Here is a 23879-nt window from a genome sequence, read left to right on the forward strand (position 1 = left end):
GCTACCCCGAACCGGTGTTCACCGTCTGGGTGATGGAGGCCGAGGAGGTCGCGTAGTTGATGTCGCCGTTGTAGTTGGCGGTGACGGTATGCGTCCCCTTCTGAAGCGGGTTGAACGTCGCGGAGGCGGTGCCGTTCACCAGTGTCACCACCTGGGGGGTGCGATTGGTGATGGCCAGGGTGACGGTCCCGGTGGGCGTCCCCGCGCCGGGGGCGACGGGGGACACGGTCGCGGTGACCGTCACCGGATCGCTCACCCGAGAGGGGTTCGGCGAGGAGACCACGGTCGTGGTGGTGGCCGCCTTGTTCACGGTCTGGGTGTCCGTACCGCTGGATGCGGCGACGTTCTCGTTCCCGTTGTACGTGGCCGTGATCGTGAACGGGCTCCCGGTGGTGGTCGTGTAGGTGTGGGTGACGGTCGCGATGCCTCCGGAGAGGATGCCCACGGCGGTGTTGGTGCCGTCGCCGAAGGAGAAGGTGACCGCCCCGACCGGGGTTCCGGACGCGGACGAGACCGTCGCCTTGATGGTCACCGACTGACCCACCACCGAGGGGTCGGGGGTCGAGGTCACCGTGGTGGTGGTCGCGGCCTTGTTGTTGATGGTCTGGGTGTCGGTGCCGCTGGACGCGTTGAAGTTGGTGTCCCCGTTGTACGTGGCCGTGATGGGGAAGGGGCTGCCCGTCCTCGTGGTGTAGGTGTGGTTGACGGTCGCGACGCCGCCGGAGAGGGTCACGGTGCTGTTGCTCGTACCGTCGCCGAAGGAGAAGGTGACCGTGCCGGTCGGGCTTCCGGCGCCGGGGGAGACGGATGCCACGGTGGCGGTGAGGGTCACCGACTGCCCGGTCGCCGAGGGATCCGGCGCCGAGACCACGGTCGTGGTCGTGGCCGCCCGGCCCACGGTCTGGGTGTCGGTGCCGGTGGAGGTCGTGTAGTTGGTGTCCCCGTTGTATGTGGCCGTGATGGGGAAGGGGCTGCCGGTCCTGGTGGTGTAGGCGTGGGTGGTGGTGGCCGTACCGCCGGACAGGGGCGCGGTGACGGTCGGTGCGCCGTCCCCGAAGGAGAAGGTGACCGTCCCGGTCGGGACTCCGGCGCCGGGGAGGACCGATGCCACGGTGGCGGTGAGCGTGACGGTCTGGCCGGTGACGGTGGGGTCGGGTGCGGAGGCGACGGTGGTCGTCGTGGCCGCCTTGTTGACCGTCTGGGTGTCGGTGCCGGTGGACGAGGTGTAGCCGTTGTTCCCGTTGTAAGTGGCGGTGACGGTGTACGGACTGCCCGAGGTCCCCGCGTAGGCGTGGGTCACGGTGGCCACGCCCCCGGTGACCGGGGCCGTGGCGGTCGGTGTGCCGTCCCCGAAGGAGAAGGTGACGGTGCCGGTCGGGGTTCCGGCGCCCGGCCCCACCGCGGAGACGGTGGCGCTGAGGGTCACGGTCTGGCCGGTGACGGTGGGGTCGGGTGCGGAGGCGACGGTGGTCGTCGTGGCCGCCTTGTTGACGGTCTGGGTGTCGGTGCCGGTGGAGGGCGCGAAGCCGGTGGCGCCGTTGTAGGTGGCGGTGACCGTGAAGGGGCTGCCCGCGGCGGTGCTGTACGCGTGGGTCACGGTGGCCACGCCTCCGGCGACCGGGGCCGTGGCGGTCGGTGTGCCGTCCCCGAAGGAGAAGGTGACGGTGCCGGTGGGCGTTCCGGAGGCCGGGGCGAGCGCGGAGACCGTGGCGGTGAGGGTGACGGTCTGTCCGGTGACGCAGGGATCGGGCGAGGAGGACACCGCCGTCGTGGTGGCCGCCCTGTTGACCGTGTGCGCATCGGTGCCGCTGGACGCCGTGTAGTCGGCGTCCCCGTTGTAGGTGGCCGTGATGGTGTACGGGCTGCCGGAGGTACCCGCGTAGGAGTGGGTGACGGAGGTGAGGCCATCGGTGAGCGGAGCGGTGGCGGTCGGCGTGCCGTCGCCGAAGTCGAAGGTCACCGTCCCGGTCGGCACCCCGGTTCCCGGGGCGGTCGGCACCACCGTCGCGGTGAGGGTGACGGGCTGACCGCTGACCGTGGGTTCCGGCGCGGAGACCACCGCCGTCGTGGTGGCCGCCTTGTTCACGGTCTGGGCGTCGGTGCCGCTGGACGAGAGGAAGCTCGGGGCTCCGTCGTAGGTGGCGGTCACCGTGAAGCCGGCGGCGCTCGTATAGGGGTGGCTGATGGTGGCCACCCCGCCGGCCAGCGCCGCCGAAGCGACCGGGGAGCCGTCGCCGAAGTCGAAGGTCACGGTGCCGGTCGGCACCCCCGCCCCCGGGGCGACGGGAGCCACGGTCGCCGTGAGGGCCACCGGCTGCCCGACCACGGAGGGATCGGGCGCGGAGGACACCGTCGTGGTCGTGGACGCCGGGGCGACCGTCTGGGTGTCCGTGCCCGCGGATGAGCTGAAGTTGACGTCCCCGCTGTAGGTGGCGGTGACCGTGTACGGGCTGCCCACTGCGGTCGTGCAGGCGTGGACCACGGTGGCCACCCCGCCGGCCAGCGCCGCCGAAGCGACCGGGGAGCCGTCGCCGAAGTCGAAGGTCACCGTGCCGGTGGGCACCCCGGCACCGGGCGGGGTCGGTGCCACGGTCGCGGTGAAGGTCACCGCCCGGCCGGTCACCGAGGGGTCCGGGGAGGAGGTCACGGTGGTCGATGTGGTGGCGGCGCTCACCGACACCGTATGTGTCCCGGTGGCGGTGGACGGGGTGAAGTCCGCGCTGCCGCTGTAGGAGGCGGTGACCGTGAAGGGGCTGCCGGCCGAGGTCGGGTAGGAGTGGGTCACGGTGGCCACCCCACCGCTGACCGGTGCGGTGGCGGTCGGCGTGCCGTCGCCGAAGTCGAAGGTGACCGTGCCGGTCGGGCTGCCCGCCCCCGGGGCCGCGGCGGAGACCCTGGCGCGGAAGGTGACCTGCTCGCCCGCCACGGACGGGTCCGGAGAGGTGATCAGGGAGGTGGCGGAGCCCGCCTGGCCGACCGTCCGGGTGTCCGTGCCGGTGGAGGCGGTGAAGTCGGCGGCGCCACTGTAGGAGACGGTGATGGTGTACGGGCTGCCGGAGGTGCTCGCATAGGTGTGGGTGATGCTCGCCGCCCCGTTGACGAGCGGCGCGGTGACGGCCGGGCCGCCGTCGCCGGGGTCGATGGTGACGGTTCCGGTGGGGATTCCGTCCCCCGGCACGGCCGGTGCGACGGTGGCGCCGATGGTCACCGCCTGGCCGGCCACCGAGGGATCGGGGACCGAGGTCACCGTGGTGGCGGTCGCGGCCGGGTTCACGGTCTGGGTGGCGGTGCCGGTGGAGGCGGTGAAGCCGGCGTCGCCGCTGTAGTTCGCCGTGATGGTGTACGGACTGTCGAAGGCGATCGGATAGGCGTGGGCGATGGTCGCCACCCCGCCGGTGACCGGCGCCGTGACGGCCCCCGTCCCGTCGCCGAAGTCGAAGGTGACGGTTCCGGTGGGGGTACCGGCTCCCGGGGCGACGGCCGCGATGGTGGCGGTGACGGTCACCGGCTGGCCGGTGACCGACGGATTCGGCGACGAGTCGACCGCCGTCGCCGACAACGCCCGCTCGACGGGGTGCGTTTCCGTGTTCACCGAGCCGATGAAGTGGGCGTCCCCGCCGTAGGTGGCGGTGACCGTGTACGGGCTGCCCGCCGCGGTGGCGTACGTGTGCACGGCCGTCGCCACACCGTCCGTCACCGGGACGTCGACCGCCTGCGTGCCGTCGCCGAAGTCGTGGGTCACCGTGCCCGTGGGCGCGCCCGCGCCCGGGGCGACCGGCGCCACCCTCGCGAAGAACGTCACCGGCTGGCCCGTGACCGACGGCTCCGGCAGATCGCTGACGGCGACGGTGGTCGAGGCGCGGCCCACGGCCTGGGTGTCGGTGCCGAAGGACGTCAGGAAGTCCGCGTCGCCGGCGTAGGTGGCGGTGATGGTGTACGGGCTGCCGGCGCCGTCGGTGTAGGTATGGGTGACGGTGGCCACGCCCGCGCTCATGGGCGCGGTGACGGCCGGGCTGCCGTCGCCGGGGTCGATGGTGACGGTTCCGGTGGGGGTTCCGGCTCCCGGGGCGACGGCCGAGACGGTGGCGCCGATGGTCACCGGCTGGCCCGTGACCGAGGGATCGGGCGAGGGGGTCACATCGGTGTGGGTGGCGGCCGGGGCGACGGTGTGGGTGTCGGTGCCGGTGGAGGCGGTGAAGTCGGAGTCGCCGCCGTAGCCCGCCGTGATGGTGTACGGGCTGCCCGAGGTGTCGGCCCAGGCGTGGGCGACCGTGGCCACCCCGGCCGTGACCGGCGCGGTGGCGGGGGCCGCGCCGTCGCCGAAGTCGAAGGTGACGGTTCCGGTGGGGGTTCCGGCTCCCGGGGCGACGGCCGCGATGGTGGCGGTGACGGTCACCGGCTGGCCCGCCACCGACGGATCCGGCGCCGAGACCACCGCCGTCGTGGTCAGGGCCCGGCCGACGGAGTGGGTGACGAGGTCGGCGGAGCCCGTGAAGTCGGGGCTGCCGCCGTACGTGGCGGTGACGGGATACGGGCTGCCCGCCGCGGTCGTATAGACGTGCACGGCCGTCGCCAGGCCGCCGACGACCGGGGTCGCGGCCGGGGTGCTGCCGTCGCCGAAGTCGAACGTCACCGTGCCCGTGGGCGAGCCCCCGCCGGGTGCCACCGGCGCCACGGTCGCCGTGAAGGTGACCGGCTGGCCCACGACGGACGGCTCCGGCGCAGGGTTCACCGTGGTGGTCGTCGCGGACTGGACGACGGTTTGCGGCTCGGTGTCCGCCGAGGACCGGAAGTCGTCGCCGCCGCCGTACGTCGCGGTGATCGTGTAGGGGCTGCCGAGGCTGCTCGCGTACGTGTGCGGAAGGATGGCGGCCCCTCCGGCCAGGGGCACGCCGACCGCCGGGGTGCCGTCGCCGAAGTCGAAGGTGACCGTGCCGGACGGCACCCCGGCCCCCGGTGGCACCGGGGCGACCGTCGCCGTGATGGTCGTCTCCTGGCCCACCACCGACGGATCGGGATCGGCGGTCACCGTGGTGGTGGTCGAGGACGGATGCACGGTGTGGACGTCGGTGCCGGTGGAGGGCGCGAAGTCGCCGTCGTCGCCGTAGGTGGCGCTGATGGTGTACGGGCTGCCGGACGTCTCCGTGTAGGCATGGGTCACCGCCGCCACTCCGGCCACGCCGGGGACGGTGACCGGCGGGGTGCCGTCGCCGAAGTCGAAGGTGACGATGCCGTTGGTGGTGCCCGAACCCGGGGCGAGGACCGCCACGTTGGCGGTGATGGCCACGGGCTGGCCGACCTGGGTCGGGTCCGGCGAGGAGAAGACGGTGGTGGAGGTGGCCCCCGGGTTCACGGTCTGGATGAGGGTGTCCGCGGATCCGGTGAAGCTCACGTCCCCGTCGTAGGTGGCGGTGACGGTGTACGGGCTGCCCGCGGCGCCGGCGTAGGCGTGGACGGCGATCGCCGTCCCGTCGGTGAGGGGCGCCCGGACCGGCCGTGTGCCGTCGCCGAAGTCGAAGGTCACCGTCCCCGGCGGGGTCCCCGCGCCCGGCTGCCCCGACGCCACGGTCGCGGTGAAGGTGACCGGCCGGCCGGTCACGGACGGATTCGGCGCCGAGCTCAGCGTCGTGGACGACGAGGCCGGGGTGGCCGCCTGGATGTCCAGCCCGGTCGACCCGGTGAAGTCGTCGTCCCCGCTGTAGACCGCGATGATGGTGTACGGGCTGCCCGCCGTCGAGGCGTAGGCATGGCTGGTCGTCGCCGTGTCGCCGGTCAGCGGGACGGTGACGGTCGGGGTGCCGTCGCCGAAGTCGAACGTCACGGTCCCGGTGGCGGTGCCCGCGGCGGGCGGCAGGACCGTCACGGTCGCGGAGACGGCCACCGCCTCGCCGACGGCGGACGGGTCCGGGGTGGTGCTCACCGTCGTCGCGGTGGCCGAGACGTCCATCTCCACCGGCTGGACGGCGGTGCCGGTGGAGGCGGCGAAGTTGCCGTCCCCGCTGTAGGCGGCGGTGATGGTGTACGGGCTGCCCGCGGTGGAGATGTAGGCGTGCGTCGTCGTGGCCACACCGTTGGCGACCGGCACGGTGGCCGTCGTGGTGCCGTCGCCGAAGTCGAAGGTCACGGTGCCGGTCGGCGCGCCCGCGCCCGGCGGTACCGGCGCCACCCGCGCGATCAGCGTCACGGTCTGGCCCACCGCCGACGGAGTCGGCGACGAGGTCACGACGGTGGTGGTCGCGGCCGGTGCGACGGCGTGCATGAGGGTGTTCTCGGACGGCGCGAAGTCGCCGTCGCCGGCGTACTCGGCCGCGATGGTGTAGGGGCTGCCGGCCGTGCTGGCGTAGGCGTGGGTGACCGCGGCCGAGCCGTTCACCAGCTGGGCGGTGACCGGCGGGGTGCCGTCCCCGAAGTCGATGGTGACCGGTCCGGTCGGGGTGCCCGCGCCGGGCCCGGTGGGGACCACGGTGACCGTGACCAGCTCCCCCGTGACGGACGGGTTGGGCGCGGCGGTGATCGTGGTGGTGGTTCCGGCCGGGTCGACGGTGTGGAGGCGGGTGCCGACGGACGCCACGAAGTTGGCGTCGCCGTCGTAGGTGGCGGTGACCGTGTACGGACTGCCGACCGCGGTGGCGTAGGCGTGATCGGTGGTCGCCGAGCCGCCGGTGAGGGCGAGGGCGACGGGCGCGGTGCCGTCGCCGAAGTCGAAGGTGACCGTGCCGGTCGGCGCGCCGGAGGCGGGGGGCACGGCCGCGACGGTCGCGGTGAAGGTCACCGTCTGGCCGGTCACCGAGGGGGACGGCGAGGCGGTGAGCACCGTGGTCGACACGCCCTGGACGACCTGATGGCCGTCCGCCGCCGAGGACGGCTGGAAGTTCGTGTCGCCGCTGTAGGCGGCCGTGACCGTGTACGTGGTCGCCGACTCCGGGTTGGAGTGGGCCACCGTGGCCGTGCCGCCGGTCACGGGTGCCGTGACCGGTGGCGTGCTGTCGCTGAACTCGAAGGTCACCGTGCCCGTGGGCGAACCGGCCCCCGGGGTGTCGGGGGTGACCTTCGCGATGAACGTCGTGGACTGCCCCACGCTGGACGGGTCGGGCACGGAGGTCAGGGCGGTGGCGGTGGTGGCCTGCTCGACGATCTGGGCGTCCGTGCCCGTGGAGGGCGTGAAGTTGGTGTCGCCGTTGTAGGTGGCGGTGACCGTGTAGGGGCTGCCCGCGGTGTCGGTGTCGGTGTAGGTGTAGGTGGCGGTCGCGGTGTCGCCGGAGAGGGGCGCGGTGAGGGGCGGGGTGCCGTCCCCGGGGTCGAAGGTCACCGTCCCGGTGGGGGTGCCCGCGCCGGGCGGTACGGCCGTGACCGTGGCGGTGAAGGTCACCGGGTCGCCCACCGCCGAGGGGTCGGGCGCGGCGGTCACGGCGGTGGCGGTGGCGGCCTGCTGGACGGTCTGCGAGTCGGTGCCGAGGGACGTCAGGAAGTTCGTGTCGCCGTTGTAGGTGGCGATGATGGCGTACGGGCTGCCGGCGGCGCCGGTGTAGGTGTGTGTGGCCGTCGCCTGGCCCGCGGACACGGGCTGGGTGACGGTCGGGGTGCCGTCGCCGAAGTCGAGGGTTACTGTGCCCGTCGGCGTTCCCGCCCCCGGGGACACCGCCGTGACCGTGGCGGTGACGGTCACCGGCTCGCCCACCGCCGAGGGATCGGGTGCGGAGGACACGGCGGTCGCGGTCGAGGACCGCCCCACCGACTGGAGGTCCGTGCCCGTGGAGGCGGTGAAGTCGGTGTCGCCGTTGTAGGTGGCGGCGATGGCGTAGGGGCTGCCGGTGGTGCCGGTGTAGGTGTGTGTGGCCGTCGCCTGGCCCGCGGACACGGGCTGGGTGACGGTCGGGGTGCCGTCGCCGAAGTCGAAGGTCACCGTCCCGGTGGGAGTGCCCGCGCCGGGCGGTACGGCCGTGACCGCGGCGGTGAAGGTCACCGGCTGGCCGACGACGGACGGACCCGGTGCGGAGCTCACCGCGGTGGCCGTCGCCGCCTGCTCGACGATCTGGGCGTCCGTGCCCGTGGAGGGCGTGAAGTTGGTGTCGCCGTCGTAGGTGGCGGTGACCGGGTAGGGGCTCCCGGCGACGTCCGGGTAGGCGTGGGTCACCGTCGCCGCGCCGTTCGCCAGCGGCCGGGTCACGGTCGGGGTGCCGTCGCCGAAGTCGAACGTCACCGTCCCGGTCGGCGCACCGGCCCCCGGCGGCCCGGGGGCCACCTGGGCGACGAAGGTGACGGGCTGTCCGGGCACGGACGGATCGGGGGCGGAGTTCACCGTGGTGGTGGTCGATGCCTGGCCGACGGTCTGGGTGTCCGTGCCCGTCGAGGCCGTGAAGTACGGATCGCCGCCGTACTCGGCGGTGACGGCGTACGGGGCGGCCGACGGCGCGGTGTAGACGTGGCCGACCGTGGCCGTACCACCCGTGAGGGAGACCGCCACGGTCGGGCTTCCGTCGCCGAAGTCGAAGGTGACGGTGCCGGTGGGGGTGCCCGCCGTGGGTGGAACATCCGCCACCGCGGCGGTGAAGGTCACCGACTGGCCGACGACGGAGGGGTCCGGCGCGGAGGTGACTTCCGTGGTGGTCGGCGCCACGTAGGTGAAGCCGTCCGCAACCGTCACGCTGCCCCCGGCGGTGGTGACGGTGATGTCGGCGGGGCCGGGGACGTTCGGGGGCGTCACCACGACCAGCAGGGTGTCGGAGATCGACCCGAAGGACGTGACGGGGACGCCGCCGAAGGTGACGGCGGTGACATGGCTGAGCCCGGTGCCGGTCAGGACGACGGGCTCGCCACCCGCGGTGGAACCCGTGGCCGGGCTGACGTCGGTGACGACCGGCACGGCGGCGTAGGTGTAGAGCAGCCGGTTGCTCACCCCGCCCACCGTGATGACGTACACCGGAACGGTGCCGGGCCCCGAGGCCGGGGGAGCGGTCACCAGGAGGTGCTGGTCGGAGACGGCCGTGGGGTGGGCGGCGGAGTCGCCGAAGTGCACCAGCCGCGCGGTGCTCAGATTGACGCCGGTGAGCTCGACGATGTCGCCCCCGCCGAGCGGCCCGGCGATGGGCTCGATGCCGGTGAGAGTGGGCCAGAGGAGGTAGAAGAACGAGCCGATGGGGGCCGTGCCGCTCGGGGTGGTGACATACACCGGGACCGAGCCCGTCCCCGAGGGGCTCACCGCGACGATGGTCTGGTCGTCGAGGACGGAGAAGCTCGCCGCCCGGCGGGTGCCGAAGAACACGTCCGTGGCGCCCGAGAAGTGGCTGCCGATGACGGTCACCAGCGTCCCGCCGCTGTACGGACCCTGGTCGGGGAAGATCCCGGCGAACTGGTTGAAGAGCTCGAACGTGTCCTGGGGGCGAACGGCCTCGAGGCCCGTCCGCGCCCCGGGGAGCACCGGCCGGTCCGGATCGCCGGGGAGGGGATCCAGCAGGGTGCCGCGGCGGAGGGCGGCCAGCGCGGCGAGGCGGTCGAGCGCGGTGCGCACCACCAGCCGGTCGGGCATGCTCCGCGCCGGGAGCGGGATCGGCGCGGGGAGCGTCGGCACGAGCCTGTGGGATTCCGGATCGACGACGGCGATGCAGTGCTCACCGGGATCGGCGACGAGGATGAGTCCCAACGGGCGACAGGGCATGACGGCTCCGATCTGGCAAGGCGTCTTCCACTCCGCCGGAAAGGATGGGCAGCCCACCGGAATCGGACGGATTCAGTAACCCATTGCGGTGGGACCCGGGCAATATCCTTGACCGCGGCTCACCCGAATGGCGCAGCGCGCACCGGCCCCGTGGAGGTCAGGCGAACCAGCCCTGCGGACGCGGACGCGTATTGCGCCAGATGTGCTTGGCCTCCCGGTACTCCGCGAGCCCGCTGGGCCCCAACTCCCGCCCGGTCCCGGACTGTTTGAACCCGCCCCACTCCGCCTGCGGGAGACAGGGGTGGTAGTCGTTGATCCAGACGGTGCCCAGCCGCAGCCGGGAGGCCACCCGCTGCGCCCGCTCCTCGTCGCCGGACCATACGGCCCCGGCGAGCCCGTACACGGTGTCGTTGGCCAGTCGCACCGCCTCGTCCTCACCGGCGAAACGTTCCACCGTGAGCACCGGCCCGAAGGACTCGTCGGCCAGCACCGACATCCCGCTGTGGCAGCGGTCGAGGACGGTCGGCAGGAAGTAGTAGCCGTCGGCCAGGGCCGGATCGTCGGGGCGGGTGCCACCGCAGCGCAGCCGGGCGCCCTCCGAGAGCCCGGCCGCCACATACGCCTCGACCTTGGCCCGGTGCGCGGCCGAGATCAGCGGGCCGGTCTGGGCCCGCTCGTCGAACGGCCCGCCGAGCCGGATCCCGTGGGCGCGGCGCACGACCTCCTCCACGAAGGCGTCGTGCACCGGGTCCTCCACCAGCAGCCGGGCCCCGGCCGAGCAGACCTGCCCCGAGTGGAGGAAGACCGCGGTGAGCGCGTAGTCCACGGCCGTGTCGAAGTCCGCGTCCGCGAAGACCACATTGGGGTTCTTGCCGCCCAGCTCCAGCGAGGTCCGCTTGACCGTGCCCGCGGCCGCGGCCATGATCCGGCGCCCGGTCCGCAGCCCCCCGGTGAAGGACACCATGTCCACATCGGGGTTGTCGGTGAGCGGGGCCCCGGCCTCGGCGCCGGGGCCGAGCACCAGATTGGCCACCCCGTCCGGCAGCCCGGCCTCCGCCAGCAGCCGCATCAGGGCGATCGCGGTGCTGGGGGTCAGCTCACTGGGTTTCAGTACGAAGGTGTTGCCCGCGGCGAGCGCGGGCGCGACCTTCCACGCGGTCTGCAACAGCGGATAGTTCCACGGGGTGATCAGCGCGCAGACCCCGACCGGTTCATAGACCACCCGGCTGACCGCGTGCTCGCTGCCGGTGTCCACGACCCGGTCCGCCTCGGTGCGCACCAGCTGTCCGTAGTAGCGGAAGCACGCCACCACGCCGTCGATGTCGACGTCGCTCTCGGCCAGGCGCTTCCCGGTGTCCAGGGACTCGGCGCGGGCGAGCGCGGCCTTGTCGCGCTCCACCAGACCGGCGACGCGCAGCAGCAGATCGCCGCGCGCCTCGACCGGGGTACGGGGCCAGGGCCCCTGGTCGAAGGCCAGCCGGGCGGCGCCCACCGCCTCGGCCGCGTCCTTGCCGCCGCCCTCGTCGACGACCGCCACCAGCGATCCGTCGGCCGGGCAGCGGATCTCCCGGGTGCGCTCGTCGATCGCGCCGGTCCACTGGCCACCGATGAAGAGGTCCGTCACGGGCATTCCTCCGCTTCCCGGGTCGGGACATGGTCGGTCACCCATCGGTGGAAGGCGCCGATGTGGTGTTCGCTGGGGACGAGAACCCCGCCGTCGCGGTAGGCGCGGGAGTCCATGGCGGGCTGGGTGCGCTCACAGGCGTCGAAGTCCTGGGTGTTGACCCGGTGGAACAGCTCCACCGACTTCGACAGATCCCGATCGGACGCCACCACTTCGGGTGCGTAGAGCCAATCGCATTCGACCAGCGTGCGATCGGGGGCGAGCGGGAACATCCGGTGCATGATCACGTGGTCGGGCACCAGATTGAGGAAGACCTGCGGCCGTACCGTGATCGCGTAGTAGCGGCGGTCCTGCTCGTCGGCGATCCCCGCGAACCGGTCGAACCCCTCGCTGCCGTCCACCGTGAACCCCTGGGCCTCCTCGGCGAACTCCGCGCCGTGCCCGACGAAGTACTGCGCCGCCAGGCCGTCGGCGAACTCCGGGAGCACCTCGGTGAGTTCGGGGTGGATGGTCGCGCAGTGGTAGCACTCCATGAAGTTCTCGACGATCAGCTTCCAGTTGGCCTTGACGTCATAGGAGATCCGGCGGCCCAGCGCCAGCCCCGCCACGCCGTAGCGCTCCACGGAGTCCGTGTCGCCGAGCCGCTCGGCCACCGCCCCGATGACCGTCTCCTCGAACGACGGTGGCTCCTCGGCCAGGCAGACCCAGACATAGCCGAGCCATTCGCGAAGCCGTACCGGCACCAGTCCGCGCTCGACCCGGTCGACATCGGGCATCTTCGATAGGTTGGGGGCGGCGGTGAGCCGGCCGTCCAGATCGTAGGTCCAGGCGTGGTACGGGCACTGGAGCGAGCGCCGCACCGTACCGGACTCCTCGGTGCACAGCCGGGCGCCACGGTGGCGGCAGATGTTGAGGAACGCCCGCGCCTCACCTTGCCGGTTGCGGGTGATCAGCACGCTCTCCCGGCCGACCTGCACGGTGCGGAAGGCACCCGGCCGGTCCAGGTCGGCCCCGCGCACCGCGCAGAACCACATGGCCTCGAACAGGTGCTCCTGCTCCCGGCGGAAGACCCCGGGAGCGGTGTACCAGTGGCCGGGGAGAGTGGCGAGCAGACTGGGGGGCGTGATGGCGGGGGACTCGGGAGCCACAGTCATGGGTTCTCCTCAGGCGGTCGCGGCGGTCAGCCGGCGGGGGTCGAAGAGCTCGATGGGGTGGGCGGTGTCGCCGATGAGTGCCAAGGGGGCCTCCAAGCGGTCGGTTCCCGCTCTCGCGGCGCTCGGTGTCAGCGGCGGATGCGCTCCATGCGCGGGTCGAAGAGGGGCTCGGCGGCGACGGTCGCGGGCACCTTCTCGCCGAAGTACTCGATGTGGACGGCGGTGCCGGGCACGGCGGCCGCGGCGGGCAGCCAGGCGTAGGCGACGGTCCGGCCGATGGTGTAGCCGTAGGACGCGCTGGTCACATAGCCCGCCGGGACGCCGTCGGCGTACACCGGCTCCTTGCCCATGACGACCGCGGCCGGGTCGTCCAGGGTGAGACAGGTCAGCCTGCGCGCCGCCGTCTCCTCGGAGCGGCCCTCGAGCGCCGCGCGCCCGATGAAGTCGCCCTTGTTCATCCGGACGGCGAAGCCGACCCCGGCCTCGTAGGGATCGTGCTCGGTGGTCATGTCATGGCCCCAGGCACGATAGCCCTTCTCCAGCCGCAGACTGTTGAAGGCCGACCGCCCGGCGGCGATCACCCCGTGGCGCTGTCCGGCCTCCCACAGGGTGTCCCACAGCCGCAGTCCCATGTCGGCGGTGGTGTACAGCTCCCAGCCGAGCTCGCCCACGTAACTGAGCCGCATCGCGGTCACCGGGACATGGCCGATATGGGTCTGCCTGGCCTTGAAGTAGCCGAACGCCTCGTGCGAGAAGTCGTCGCGGGTCAGCGGCCGGACCAGCTCCCGGGCCAGCGGGCCCCAGACCCCGACGCAGCAGGTGCCCGGGGTGATGTCGGCGATGTGCACGTCATCGGGCGCGTGGCGCAGCAGCCAGTCCAGGTCCAGCCCGCCGTTGGCGCCCACCTGGAAGTGGCGCTCGGAGAGCCGGGCGACGGTGAGGTCGCTGCGGATGCCCCCGGCCTCGTCCAGCAGCAGGGTGTAGGTGACCGCGCCGGGCTTCTTCGCCAGCTGATTGGTGGTCATGCGCTGGAGGAAGTCCAGCGCCCCGGGCCCGGTGACCGCCAGCCGCTTGAGCGGGGTCATGTCGTACAGCGCGACCCGCTCCCGGGTGGCCCTGGCCTCGGCGGCGGCGATGGGCGACCAGTAGCGGGCCGACCAGGCGTCGCGCGGGGGCAGTTCGACGGACTCGGCGAGCGGGGCGTTCGCCTCGTACCAGTGCGGCCGCTCCCAGCCCGCCGCCTCCAGGAAGGACCCGCCCAGCTCCCGCTGCCGGACGTGGAAGGGGCTGACCCGCAGCGGACGGGGCTGCTCCATCGGCTGGAGCGGATGGATGACGTCGTAGACCTCGACGAAGTTCTGCTGCCCCCGCTCGGTGACGTAGGCGGGGGAGCGCTGGGCGTCCTCGAAGCGGTACAGATCGCATTCATGGACGTCCATGCCCGGCCGCCCGTCCGTCATCCACTCGGCGACGGCCCGGGCGACGCCCGCGGAGTGGGTCACCCACACCGCCTCGGCCAGCCAGAAGCCGCGCACCTCGCGGGACTCGCCGATCACCGGCATACCGTCGGGGGTGAAGGAGAAGACGCCGTTGAAGCCCTCCTCGACCCGGCTCGCGCCGAGCGCGGGGAGCAGCTGGACGCTCTCCTCCCAGCTGGGGGCGAAGTCCTCGGGGGTGAACGGCAGCGAGGACGGCATCACCGGGGCGTCGTCGTACGCGGGCAGCCGCGCCGGGTCCACGGGGAGCGGGCGGTGGGCGTAGCTGCCGATGCCGATGCGGTCGGTGTGCTCGCGGTAGTACAGATCGCGGTCCTGGAACCGCAGGATCGGCTTGCTCGCCTCCGTACGGGGGTCGTTCACCCCCGCGAGCTCGGGCAGCGGCCCGGTCTTGGCGTACTGGTGGGCGAGCGGCTGGAGCGGGACGGGGACCCCCGCCATGTCGCCGATCAGCGGGCCCCAGAATCCGGCGGCGGAGACCACGATGTCGGCCGGGAAGGTGCCCCGGTCGGTGACGACGGCGGTCACCCGGCCGCCCTCCCGCTCGATGGCGGTCACGGTGTGCCGGTCCAGGAACCGGGCGCCGTGCGCGGTGGCCCGCTCCATCTGGGCGCGGGAGGCGAGCAGCGCCCGGGCCAGCCCGTCGTCCGGGGTGTGCAGGCCGCCGAGGATTCGCTCCGGGTCCAGCATCGGCCACATCTCGGCGCACCGGGCCGGGCCGAGCAGCTCGGCCCGTACGCCCCAGGAGGCCGCGAGACCGGCCTTGCGGTGCAGATCGGCCCAGCGCTCCTCGCTGGTGGCGATCTCCAGACCGCCCACCGGGTTGAAGCAGGGCAGCCCGTCGACCTCGAGGGAGGAGAACTTCTCCACGGTGTACCGGGCGAGGTCGGTCAGGGCCTTGGAGGGGCTGGTCTGGAAGACCAGACCGGGGGCGTGCGAGGTCGAGCCGCCGGGGGCGAGCAGCGGGCCCTGCTCCAGGACGGTGATGTCCCGCCAGCCACGGGTGGTCAGCTCATCGGCGAGCGAGCAGCCGACGATCCCGGCCCCGACGATCACGACTCGGGCATCTGGGGTGTTCACAGGACCTTTTTGTTCGCTTCTCCGCCCGCGCGGCGCAGGTGCGGGCTTCGTTATCGTCTGCGGCCCGGCGGCCGCGCGTGCTCCCCCAGCTACCGCTGGGAGGTGCCCCCTGCTCACAGGACCACCACCGACCGCAGCACCTCGCCGCGCTGCATCTTCGCGAACGCGGCCTCGACCTCGTCCAGCGTGATCGTCTCGCTGACGAACGCCTCCAGATCCAGCTTGCGGCTGAGGTGGAGGTCGACCAGGACCGGGAAGTCCCGGCTGGGCAGGCAGTCGCCGTACCAGGACGACTTGAGCGCGCCGCCCCGCGAGAACAGATCGATCAGCGGCAGATCGATGCGCATCTCCGGGTCCGGCACCCCGACCTGCACCAGCACCCCGGCCAGATCGCGCATATAGAAGCCCTGGGTATAGGTCTCGGGGCGGCCCACCGCGTCGATGACCACATTCGCGCCGAAGCCCCCGGTCAGCTCCCGCACCGCCTCGACCGGGTCCGTACCACGGGAGTTGACGGTGTCGGTGGCGCCGAAGCGGGTCGCCGCGTCCAGCTTGGCGTCGTCGATGTCCACGGCGATCACCCGGCGCGCCCCGGACAGCGCGGCCCCGGCGATCGCGGCGTTGCCGACGCCGCCGCAGCCGATGACCGCGACTGTGTCGCCGTTGGACACCCCGCCGGTGTGCACGGCCGCGCCGTACCCGGCCATCACCCCGCAGCCGATCAGACCCGCCGCCTCGGGGCGTGCCGAGGGGTCGATCTTCACCGCCTGCCCGGCCGCGACCAGCGTCTTCTCGGCGAACGCGCCGATGCCGAGCGCCGGGCTGAGCGGGGTGCCGTCGGTCAGGGTCATCGGCTGGGCGGCATTGCGGCTGTCGAAGCAGTACCACGGCCGGCCCCGGCGGCAGGAGCGGCAGCCGCCGCACGGCGCCCGCCAGGCCAGGACCACATAGTCACCGGGGGCGAGTGCGGTGACGCCGGGGCCCACGGCCTCGACCATTCCGGCCGCCTCATGCCCGAGCAGATACGGGAATTCGTCACCGATGGCGCCGTCCCGGTAGTGCAGGTCGGTATGGCACACCCCGCACGCCTGCACTCCCACCAGCACCTCACCGGGGCCGGGCTCGGGCACGAGTACGGGCACCACCTCCACCGGGGCGCCCTTTTTGACCGCGACGACGGCGCGGGCTTCTTGCGGCATGGCTCACTCCTCTGTTCTCCTGCGATCGCAGGGACCGGTGCACGGGAGCTGGCATGACTGCCTCGAAGGGGGGTGAGACCGAGGCCGTTCAGCGGCCCCCGGTTACCCCCCAGTTGCGTATAGCGCGGCGTGTTGCGCGATGGGAGACATCCTGAAAGTCGCCGCCCCGTGCGGTCAAGGGGTTCGCGTAAACCGTCTGTGAACCGGCGCTGACGGGGGAATTCGCGTAGCTCGCACGCCTCACGGAACGCCTGGGTACAGACGCGACGAGGGGGCCGGAGTCATCCGGCCCCCTCGTCGGGTGGGTGGGGTGGTGGGGTGATTCAGCCAGGGAAGCCCATCCGCCGGGACAGCTCCTCGGCGGTCTTCACGGCGTACTCGGCCAGATCGGGCAGCCGGCTCTGGGCCATCCGGTACGCCGGCCCGGAGACGCCGATCGCCCCCATGACCGCGCCGTCGTGGCCGCGCACCGGCGCCGCCACCGCGTTCAGCCCGATCTCCAGCTCCTCGCACGAGTAGGCGAATCCGCGCTCGGCCGCCGTCTCCAGCTGCTGCCGCAGCTCGGCGGCGGTGGTGATGGTGTGCTCGGTGAACCGCGGCAGCTTCCGCGTCACCAGCCGCTCCCGGCGCTCGCCCGACAGATGTGCGAGCAGCACCTTGCCGCTCGCGGTCGCGTGCAGCGCGGTGCGCCGGCCCAGCCAGTTGAAGGCGGTCACCGCGGCGGCGCCGCGCGCCTGCATGATGTTGACCGCCGCGTCCCCGTCCAGGACGGCGATATTGGCCGTCTCGCCGGTCTCGTCGGCCAGTGCCCGGCACACCGGGGCGCCCTCCTGTGAGATGTCCAGGCGGATGGCGGCGGCGCCCGCGAGTCTGAGCACCCCGGCGCCCAGGTAGTACTTCCCCCGGTCGCGTTCCTGCCCGACGAGTCCGCGGTTCTCCAGGACGCCGAGCAGCCGGAAGGCGGTCGACTTGTGGACCCCCAGCTCGTCGGCGATCTCGGTCACTCCGGCCTCGCCGAGTCTGGCAAGGATCTCCAGGACGCTGACCGCCCTGTCCACGGACTGCACTGCCCCGGAAGCCCCCCGCTTGTCCTCGGCCCGATCCTCGGTCGTGTTCGTCATGGTTCTGATCTCACCATCCGACGGCTCTGCGTGGGGCCCCTCGGGCCGGGGAACTCTTGACGGCTGCCTTCCCGATCTGGATTCTGTTGCGCATCGCGCTTTTCAGTGCACTATCCACAACGCATGATACCGATCAACGTGAGGGGGGCCAATGATTCCCGTCTGCCGTATCGAGGACCTGCCGGAGGGTGAGTCGGTGCGTATCGAGGCCGGCGACGCCACCGCGCCGATCGCGGTGTTCCACACCGACGGTGCGTTCTATGCCATCGACGACACTTGCAGCCACCAGGACGCCTCCCTCTCCGACGGGTGGCTGGAAGGCTGCTACGTGGAATGCCCGCTGCACGCCGCGCTGTTCGATCTGCGATCCGGCGAGCCGACCTGTCTGCCCGCCCGTAAGCCCGTGCGGACCCACGCTGTCACGGTCGTGGACGGAATGCTGTATGTCCACCCCGCGACACAGATCGTTCCCGGTCAGCCCGTGCACGCGGCGCCGGAAGAAGCCGTGGCATGACGGCGGCCAGGACGGTCACCGTGGTCGGGGCCTCGCTCGCGGGTCTGCACGCGGCGCGGGGCCTGCGCACCCAGGGGTACGACGGGCGGCTGGTCGTCGTCGGCGAGGAGCACCACCGCCCCTATGACCGCCCGCCGCTGTCCAAGGAGTTCCTGACCGGGGACGGCGACCCGGGCGAGGGTCTGGGGCCGCTCGCCCTCACCGACCCCGAGGAGGAGGCCGAGCTGGACGCCGAGTGGCTGCTCGGGGTCCGGGCCGAGGCGCTGGACACCGCGGCCGGGGAGATCCGCCTCACCGGCGGCCGTGCCCTGCGCACCGACGGCGTCGTCATCGCCACCGGCGCCACGCCCAGAACGCTGCCCCTCCCGCCGCTGGACGGGGTGCACACCCTGCGCACCCTCGACGACGCGCTCCGGCTCCGCGCCGAGCTGCGCGCGGGCGCCGAGCGGGCGGTGGTGATCGGCGCGGGCTTCATCGGCGCCGAGGTGGCCTCCTCCTGCGCCACCCTCGGGCTCGACGTCACCGTCGTGGAGGCCGCGCCGCTGCCGCTGGTGCCCCACCTGGGCGAGGAGATGGCCCGGGTGTGCGCCGGGCTGCACACCCGGGGCGGGGCCACCCTGCTGTGCGGCACCGGTGTGGCCGGTCTGCGCGGAGCCGGCCGGGTCACCGGTGTGGAGCTCGCCGACGGGCGGGTGCTGCCCGCCGATGTGGTGGTCGTCGGCGTCGGGGTGCGCCCCGTCACCGAGTGGCTGGAAGGCTCCGGTCTGGCCCTGGACGACGGGGTGCGGTGCGACGCGGGCTGCGTCACCGCGCTGCCCAACGTCGTGGCCGTCGGGGACGTGGCCCGGCTGGACCGGCCGGGCAGCGCCCGCACCGTCCGGGCCGAGCACTGGACCAGCGGCATGCTCCAGGGCGACGTGGCCGCCCGCAATCTGCTCGCCGGATCCACCGTCGAACGCTTCGACGCGCTCCCCTACTTCTGGTCCGACCAGTACGGCGCGCGCATCCAGTACGCCGGGCGGCGCGAATCCGGGGACACGGTCCGGATCGTCGAGGGGGACCCGGCCGAGGGCGGCGGCTTCCTCGCCGTCTACGAACGGAACGGGATTCCCACCGCCGCCCTCGGCGTGGACCGGCCCCGGCCCTTCATGCGGCTGCGCCGCGAGCTGGCCCGCGCTCCGCAGCCGGCCGGGAGGTGACTGTCGGGTCGGCCTCCCGGGCCCGCTCCCGGCGGCGCAGGCGGCGCATCTCGCGGGCCGTGCTGCTGGGCCGGGACACCACCCCGTAGCGCTGGCGCCAGACCTGACGGGTCACCCACACGTCCAGCACCCCCCAGGTCGCCACCACCGTGCTCGCCACCGTGGCGAGCACGACGGGGAAGGCGGACCACGAGCCCGCCAGGGTGCACAGCAGAGCGACCATCACCTCCACCAGAGTCACGGCGATGATGATGACCGCCCGCACCGCCGCCGTACGGACGGGATCGGGCAGCCGCCGCCTGCGCGCCGGCTCCTCGGTCCACAACGGCCGGACCCCGTGCGCCGGGATGTCGCGATCCTTGTCCATCGCGTCCATGACGCTCCCACCCCTTTCCATGCTCTGCCCCGATGCGGCCGAGTCAGATAGCGGGACTTGGGTCGTATGCCCCCCTAGTGTGCCCCGTTGGATCACGAATGGCACCGACCCCGGGTTCCCCTGGGGAGGGGAAAACAAGCCAAGCGCGGCTGAATGGCCGTATGCGGGGTCGTCGAGCGGTGGGGGGTAAGTCGGGGAATCGCCCGACAACTCCTGATCACGGACTGTAAGGGACTCCCTGCATCAAGTGGACACGCCTTCGATCTGTCCAACCGGCAGTAGTAGGCTCGCGCCCGCTCGATGTCGGAACTCGGAACCCCGCCCCTGGAATTCGGGGTTGACGTTAGGGAGGCCATGCGCTTTCGCGGTAAGTCCATCCGCAGGAAGATCGTGGCGCTGTTGCTGGTGCCGCTCGTGTCACTGACGGCGATATGGGCGTTCGCCACTGTGATCACCGGTCGCGAGGCAATGCAACTGCTGGACGCGTCCGACATCATCGACAAGGCGGGCCAGCCGGCCGAGGACGCGGTGCACGCCGTCCAGAAGGAGCGCCGGCAGACGCTCATCCTGCTGGCCGACCCGCGGCAGTCGGACGCCCTGCCCGTGCTCCACTCCCTACAGCGCAGGACCGACCAGGCGATCGACAAGCTGCGGGCCGCCGAGTCGGACGGCGATGTGAACGGCAAGATGAACGACGACTCCGAGGAACAGCTCGACAACATCCTCAAGGCCGCGGACGGACTGGACAGTCTGCGCCGCAAGGTCGAGGACGACGGCATATCCTCGACCCAGGCGTATGAGTATTACAACAAGCTCGTCGACCTCTGCTACACCTTCCGCAGCTCCCTCCACGAGGTCCCCGACACCGACCTCGACAAACAGGGCCGCGCGCTGGTCGCCATGATCCGCGCCCGGGAGGCGCTCTCCCGCGAGGACGCGCTGTACGTCTCGGCGCTGACGGCGCGCAAGATGACGCTGGCGGACCTTCAGGCGATGTCCGACCTCATCGCCGAGCGCACCCTGCTCTACGAGATCAACCTGCCGATCCTCCCCGACTCCGAGCAGAAGGTCTTCGCCGACTACCGGCGCACCAACGCAGCCCCCGCCGCCCTGCGCGTGGCCGAGGGCAAGGTCCTCTCCTCGATGGACCCCGCCACGGCCATCACGTCACTGGACCAGGAGCACTGGGAGGCCGCGGCCCAGCCCGTCCTCAACGACTACGACCGGCTGGGCGAGGAGGCCACCGACCGGCTCCAGAAGCGCATCGACCCGGTGGCCAGCAGCGTGATGCTCAAGGCGGGCATCGCCGGCATCCTCGGCCTGGTCGCCCTCATCGTCTCCGTCTTCGTCTCGTTCCGCATCGGCCGCAGCCTGGTCCGCGATCTGTCCCGGCTGCGCCGGGACGCGCAGGAGGTCGCCAGCGTCCGGCTGCCGAGCGTGATGCGCCGCCTCGGCGCGGGCGAGCAGATCGACGTGGAGACCGAGGCGCCCCGGCTGGACTACGGCCCCGATGAGATGGGCCAGGTCGGCCAGGCCCTCAACACCCTCCAGCGGGCCGCCGTCGAGGCCGCCGTCAAACAGGCCGAACTCCGCCAGGGCGTCTCCGACGTCTTCGTCAACCTGGCCCGCCGCAGCCAGGTGCTGCTGCACCGTCAGCTCACCCTCCTGGACACCATGGAGCGGCGCACCGAGGACACCGACGAGCTGTCCGACCTGTTCCGCCTGGACCACATGACCACCCGTATGCGGCGGCACGCCGAGGGTCTGGTCATCCTCTCCGGCGCGGCCCCCTCCCGGCAGTGGCGCAAGCCGATCCCGCTGATGGACGTCGTGCGCGCCGCCGTGGCCGAGGTGGAGGACTACGAGCGGATCGAGGTCCGGCGGCTGCCGCGGATCGCGGTCGTCGGCCCGGCCGTCGGCGACCTCACCCACCTCGTCGCCGAACTGCTGGAGAACGCCACCGTCTTCTCGCCGCCGCACACCGCCGTCCAGGTGCACGGCGAGCGGGTCGCCAAGGGCTTCACCCTGGAGATCCACGACCGCGGTCTCGGCATGACGCCCGACGCGCTGCTGGAGGCCAACCTCCGGCTGGCCGAGACCCCCGAGTTCGAGCTGTCCGACACCGACCGGCTCGGGCTGTTCGTGGTCAGCCGGCTCGCCCAGCGGCAGCGGGTGCGGGTCTCGCTCCAGCCCTCCCCGTACGGCGGCACCACGGCCATCGTGCTCATCCCCTCCAACCTGCTCACCGACGAAGGCACCCGGGGGGACGCCGACGACCGCGACACCGGCGGCCGTTACGCCGACACCGCGCGGCGCGGCGTGGGCGACGTCCGGCTCGGGCCCGCCGACGAGGACGGGCCGGCCTCCCCGCTCGCCTCCCTGACCGCGTCCCTGACGCACGAGGCCCACCACGACGACGCCGACGAGGACGACGAAATGGGCGGCATCTTCCGCGCCCGCGGCCTCAAGGCGCGCCAGTCCGCACGCACCGGACCCGTCCCGTCCACCGTGGAGCAGCACCAGCAGGCTCCGGACGGCCCGGACCCCGAACCGGGCGGCGGCCCCGCGCCGCTGCCCCGCCGTGTCCCACCGGTCCTGGTCGCCGACCACGGCCGGCCGGTCGAGGGCACGGCCGGCGGACGGCACAGCCGTCCGCCGAGCCCGGGGCAGCCGTCCTGGGCCGAGCGCTCCGAAGGCCAAGGCCAGGGTCAGGACCAGGCCCAGGGCCGCGACCAGGGCCCGCGGCGCACGGGGCCGGAGCGCCGGGGCCCGGAGCAGAGCCCGGTGCCCACCCAGCGGGCGGCCTCCGGCCTCCCCAAGCGGGTACGGCAGGCAAGCCTGGCCCCGCAGCTGAAGAACGACCCCGCGCCCCCGACCGACGACCGAACCCCTGCCGAGATCGATCCCGAGCGCGAAGCCGAGCAGGCGAGGGCCACCATGGCCTCGCTCCAACGGGGGTGGCAGCGCGGTCGGCGGCAGTCGGCCGGCGGATCCGGAGGCGCGGACACAGCACCAGGAACGACACATGAGGGGGACGGTCGATGACCGCATCAAACGCCGCAGCGCCCAACGGATCGCCCAACGCGTCGGGCGAGCTGAACTGGCTGCTGGACGAACTGGTCGGAAGAGTGGGCAGCATCCGCAAGGCGCTGGTGCTCTCCGGGGACGGGCTCCTCACCGGCGGCTCACGCGATCTGTCGCGGGAGGACGGTGAGCACCTGGCCGCCGTGGCCTCGGGCTTCCACAGCCTCGCCAAGGGCGTCGGCCGCCACTTCGATGTCGGCCGGGTCCGGCAGACCATCGTCGAACTCGACGACGCCTTCCTGTTCGTCACCGCGGCGGGCGACGGCAGCTGTCTCGCCGTCCTGGCGGACGCCGACTCCGATGTGGGCCAGATAGCGTACGAGATGACGCTGCTGGTCAAGCGGGTGGGCGTGCATCTGGGCTCGGCTCCGCGCTCCACCGGGTGACGGAGGCCGGGGGAAATGAGCGGAGACCCGGAGCGCGCCGCCCGGTGGTTCGACGACGCGGCGGGACCTGTGGTCAGGCCCTATGCGATGACGCGGGGACGTACCCGCAGCGCCGCCGAGGAGAAGCTGGATCTGATCGCTGTCGTGGTCGCCGACAGCGCGACCCACCGGACCGTCGCCGACCAGACGCTGTCCCCGGAGCACATCGACATCGTCGAGCTGAGCCGGGACAGCCCGCAGTCCGTCGCCGAGCTGGCGGCCGAACTCGACCTTCCGATCGGCGTGATCCGTGTGCTCATCGGCGATCTGCTCCACGCCGCACTCGTCCGAGTGTCCCGGCCCGTACCTCCGGCGGAACTGCCGGACGAGAGGATTCTGCGCGAGGTGATCAATGGTCTACGGGCACTCTGACCTGGGCCGCCCCCATATTGTCGAACCGGTCACGCTGAAGATACTGGTGGCCGGCGGCTTCGGGGTGGGCAAGACGACCCTGGTGGGCGCGGTCAGCGAGATCAAACCGCTGCGCACCGAGGAGATCCTCACCGAGGCGGGCCGGCCGGTCGACGACATCGCGGGGGTGGAGTCCAAGACGACCACCACCGTCGCCATGGACTTCGGGCGCATCACGCTCCGCGAGGACCTGGTGCTCTACCTCTTCGGCACACCGGGCCAGGACCGGTTCTGGTTCCTGTGGGACGAGCTGGCCACCGGCGCGCTGGGCGCGGTGGTGCTGGCCGACACCCGCCGTCTCGAGGACTGCTTCGCCGCGATCGACTACTTCGAGCGGCGGGACATCGCCTTCACCGTGGCGGTCAACTGCTTCGAGGGGGCCGACCGCTATCCGGAGGACTCGGTGCGCGACGCGCTGGACCTCGACCCGGGCACCCCGGTCGTCCTGTGCGACGCCCGGGAGCGCGAGTCGGCCAAGCATGTGCTGATCTCGGTGGTGGAGCACGCGATGCTGGCTTCCGCGCGGGGCTGAACGGTACGG

General features: G+C 72.5%; 13 protein-coding genes. 6 read left to right on the forward strand and 7 right to left on the reverse strand.

What is annotated here, in order from left to right:
• Position 1: 1 nt before the first annotated feature.
• The 6 genes from KHP12_RS52615 to KHP12_RS44180 form a co-directional block, all read right to left on the reverse strand.
• Entirely contained in the window at positions 2 to 9640 is a 9639-nt protein-coding gene (locus tag KHP12_RS52615) for an Ig-like domain repeat protein (protein ID WP_143677857.1), read from the reverse strand.
• 172 nt (positions 9641 to 9812) lie between these two features.
• Positions 9813 to 11279, reverse strand: a complete 1467-nt coding sequence (locus KHP12_RS44160; protein ID WP_086880351.1) for an aldehyde dehydrogenase family protein — start codon at positions 11277 to 11279, stop codon at positions 9813 to 9815.
• The gene (locus tag KHP12_RS44165; RefSeq protein WP_086880350.1) at positions 11276 to 12433 is read right to left on the reverse strand and encodes an aromatic ring-hydroxylating oxygenase subunit alpha; all 1158 of its coding nucleotides are present in this window, start codon (positions 12431 to 12433) and stop codon (positions 11276 to 11278) included. The genes KHP12_RS44160 and KHP12_RS44165 overlap by 4 nt, the downstream gene beginning before the upstream one ends.
• A 128-nt stretch (positions 12434 to 12561) precedes the next feature.
• Positions 12562 to 15009 (reverse strand): GcvT family protein, encoded by a 2448-nt coding sequence (locus tag KHP12_RS44170; protein WP_211834532.1) that lies wholly within the window; start codon positions 15007 to 15009, stop codon positions 12562 to 12564.
• A gap of 113 nt (positions 15010 to 15122) precedes the next feature.
• Complete coding sequence (locus KHP12_RS44175; protein WP_086880348.1) at positions 15123 to 16208, reverse strand: S-(hydroxymethyl)mycothiol dehydrogenase; 1086 nt, start codon at positions 16206 to 16208, stop codon at positions 15123 to 15125.
• A gap of 323 nt (positions 16209 to 16531) precedes the next feature.
• A complete protein-coding gene (locus tag KHP12_RS44180) occupies positions 16532 to 17329 on the reverse strand; it encodes an IclR family transcriptional regulator (protein WP_051573957.1) in 798 nt (265 codons plus the stop codon).
• A 151-nt stretch (positions 17330 to 17480) separates the two neighbouring features.
• Here KHP12_RS44180 and KHP12_RS44185 point away from each other — a divergent pair, with 151 nt between their 5' ends.
• Positions 17481 to 17843, forward strand: coding sequence for a bifunctional 3-phenylpropionate/cinnamic acid dioxygenase ferredoxin subunit (locus KHP12_RS44185; RefSeq protein WP_086880347.1), 363 nt, complete (start codon positions 17481 to 17483; stop codon positions 17841 to 17843).
• Positions 17840 to 19042: an NAD(P)/FAD-dependent oxidoreductase gene (locus KHP12_RS44190; protein ID WP_086880346.1), complete on the forward strand. Its 1203-nt coding sequence runs from the start codon at positions 17840 to 17842 to the stop codon at positions 19040 to 19042. Before KHP12_RS44185 ends, KHP12_RS44190 begins: the two co-directional genes overlap by 4 nt.
• On the opposite strand, the gene KHP12_RS44195 is transcribed toward KHP12_RS44190, so the two are convergent.
• Entirely contained in the window at positions 18990 to 19418 is a 429-nt protein-coding gene (locus KHP12_RS44195) for a hypothetical protein (RefSeq protein ID WP_037964140.1), read from the reverse strand. The genes KHP12_RS44190 and KHP12_RS44195 overlap by 53 nt on opposite strands.
• A 354-nt stretch (positions 19419 to 19772) precedes the next feature.
• Between KHP12_RS44195 and KHP12_RS44200 the strand changes: the two genes are divergently transcribed.
• Genes KHP12_RS44200 through KHP12_RS44215 form a run of 4 tightly spaced genes read left to right on the forward strand, consistent with a single transcriptional unit; the run spans position 19773 to position 23870 of the window.
• Positions 19773 to 22463, forward strand: coding sequence for a nitrate- and nitrite sensing domain-containing protein (locus tag KHP12_RS44200; protein ID WP_086880345.1), 2691 nt, complete (start codon positions 19773 to 19775; stop codon positions 22461 to 22463).
• On the forward strand, positions 22460 to 22888 hold the full coding sequence (locus tag KHP12_RS44205; RefSeq protein WP_020873578.1) for a roadblock/LC7 domain-containing protein: 429 nt from the start codon (positions 22460 to 22462) through the stop codon (positions 22886 to 22888). The genes KHP12_RS44200 and KHP12_RS44205 overlap by 4 nt, the downstream gene beginning before the upstream one ends.
• 15 nt (positions 22889 to 22903) lie before the next feature.
• Entirely contained in the window at positions 22904 to 23299 is a 396-nt protein-coding gene (locus KHP12_RS44210) for a DUF742 domain-containing protein (RefSeq protein ID WP_020873579.1), read from the forward strand.
• Entirely contained in the window at positions 23280 to 23870 is a 591-nt protein-coding gene (locus tag KHP12_RS44215) for a GTP-binding protein (RefSeq protein WP_086880344.1), read from the forward strand. The genes KHP12_RS44210 and KHP12_RS44215 overlap by 20 nt, the downstream gene beginning before the upstream one ends.
• The last annotated feature ends 9 nt before the right edge of the window (positions 23871 to 23879 follow it).

Origin of the sequence: Streptomyces asiaticus (assembly GCF_018138715.1) — a bacterium.
Taxonomy (GTDB): Bacteria; Actinomycetota; Actinomycetes; order Streptomycetales; family Streptomycetaceae; genus Streptomyces; species Streptomyces asiaticus.

What these genes read in the sequence shown, in the direction of transcription:
- KHP12_RS44185 (WP_086880347.1), top strand. Translation starts at nt 17,481, where the DNA reads ATGATTCCCGTCTGCCGTATCGAGGACCTGCCGGAGGGTGAGTCGGTG.
- KHP12_RS44195 (WP_037964140.1), bottom strand. Translation starts at nt 19,418, where the DNA reads ATGGACGCGATGGACAAGGATCGCGACATCCCGGCGCACGGGGTCCGG.
- KHP12_RS44165 (WP_086880350.1), bottom strand. Translation starts at nt 12,433, where the DNA reads ATGACTGTGGCTCCCGAGTCCCCCGCCATCACGCCCCCCAGTCTGCTC.
- KHP12_RS44210 (WP_020873579.1), top strand. Translation starts at nt 22,904, where the DNA reads ATGAGCGGAGACCCGGAGCGCGCCGCCCGGTGGTTCGACGACGCGGCG.
- KHP12_RS44205 (WP_020873578.1), top strand. Translation starts at nt 22,460, where the DNA reads ATGACCGCATCAAACGCCGCAGCGCCCAACGGATCGCCCAACGCGTCG.
- KHP12_RS44215 (WP_086880344.1), top strand. Translation starts at nt 23,280, where the DNA reads ATGGTCTACGGGCACTCTGACCTGGGCCGCCCCCATATTGTCGAACCG.
- KHP12_RS44175 (WP_086880348.1), bottom strand. Translation starts at nt 16,208, where the DNA reads ATGCCGCAAGAAGCCCGCGCCGTCGTCGCGGTCAAAAAGGGCGCCCCG.
- KHP12_RS44190 (WP_086880346.1), top strand. Translation starts at nt 17,840, where the DNA reads ATGACGGCGGCCAGGACGGTCACCGTGGTCGGGGCCTCGCTCGCGGGT.
- KHP12_RS44180 (WP_051573957.1), bottom strand. Translation starts at nt 17,329, where the DNA reads ATGACGAACACGACCGAGGATCGGGCCGAGGACAAGCGGGGGGCTTCC.
- KHP12_RS44200 (WP_086880345.1), top strand. Translation starts at nt 19,773, where the DNA reads ATGCGCTTTCGCGGTAAGTCCATCCGCAGGAAGATCGTGGCGCTGTTG.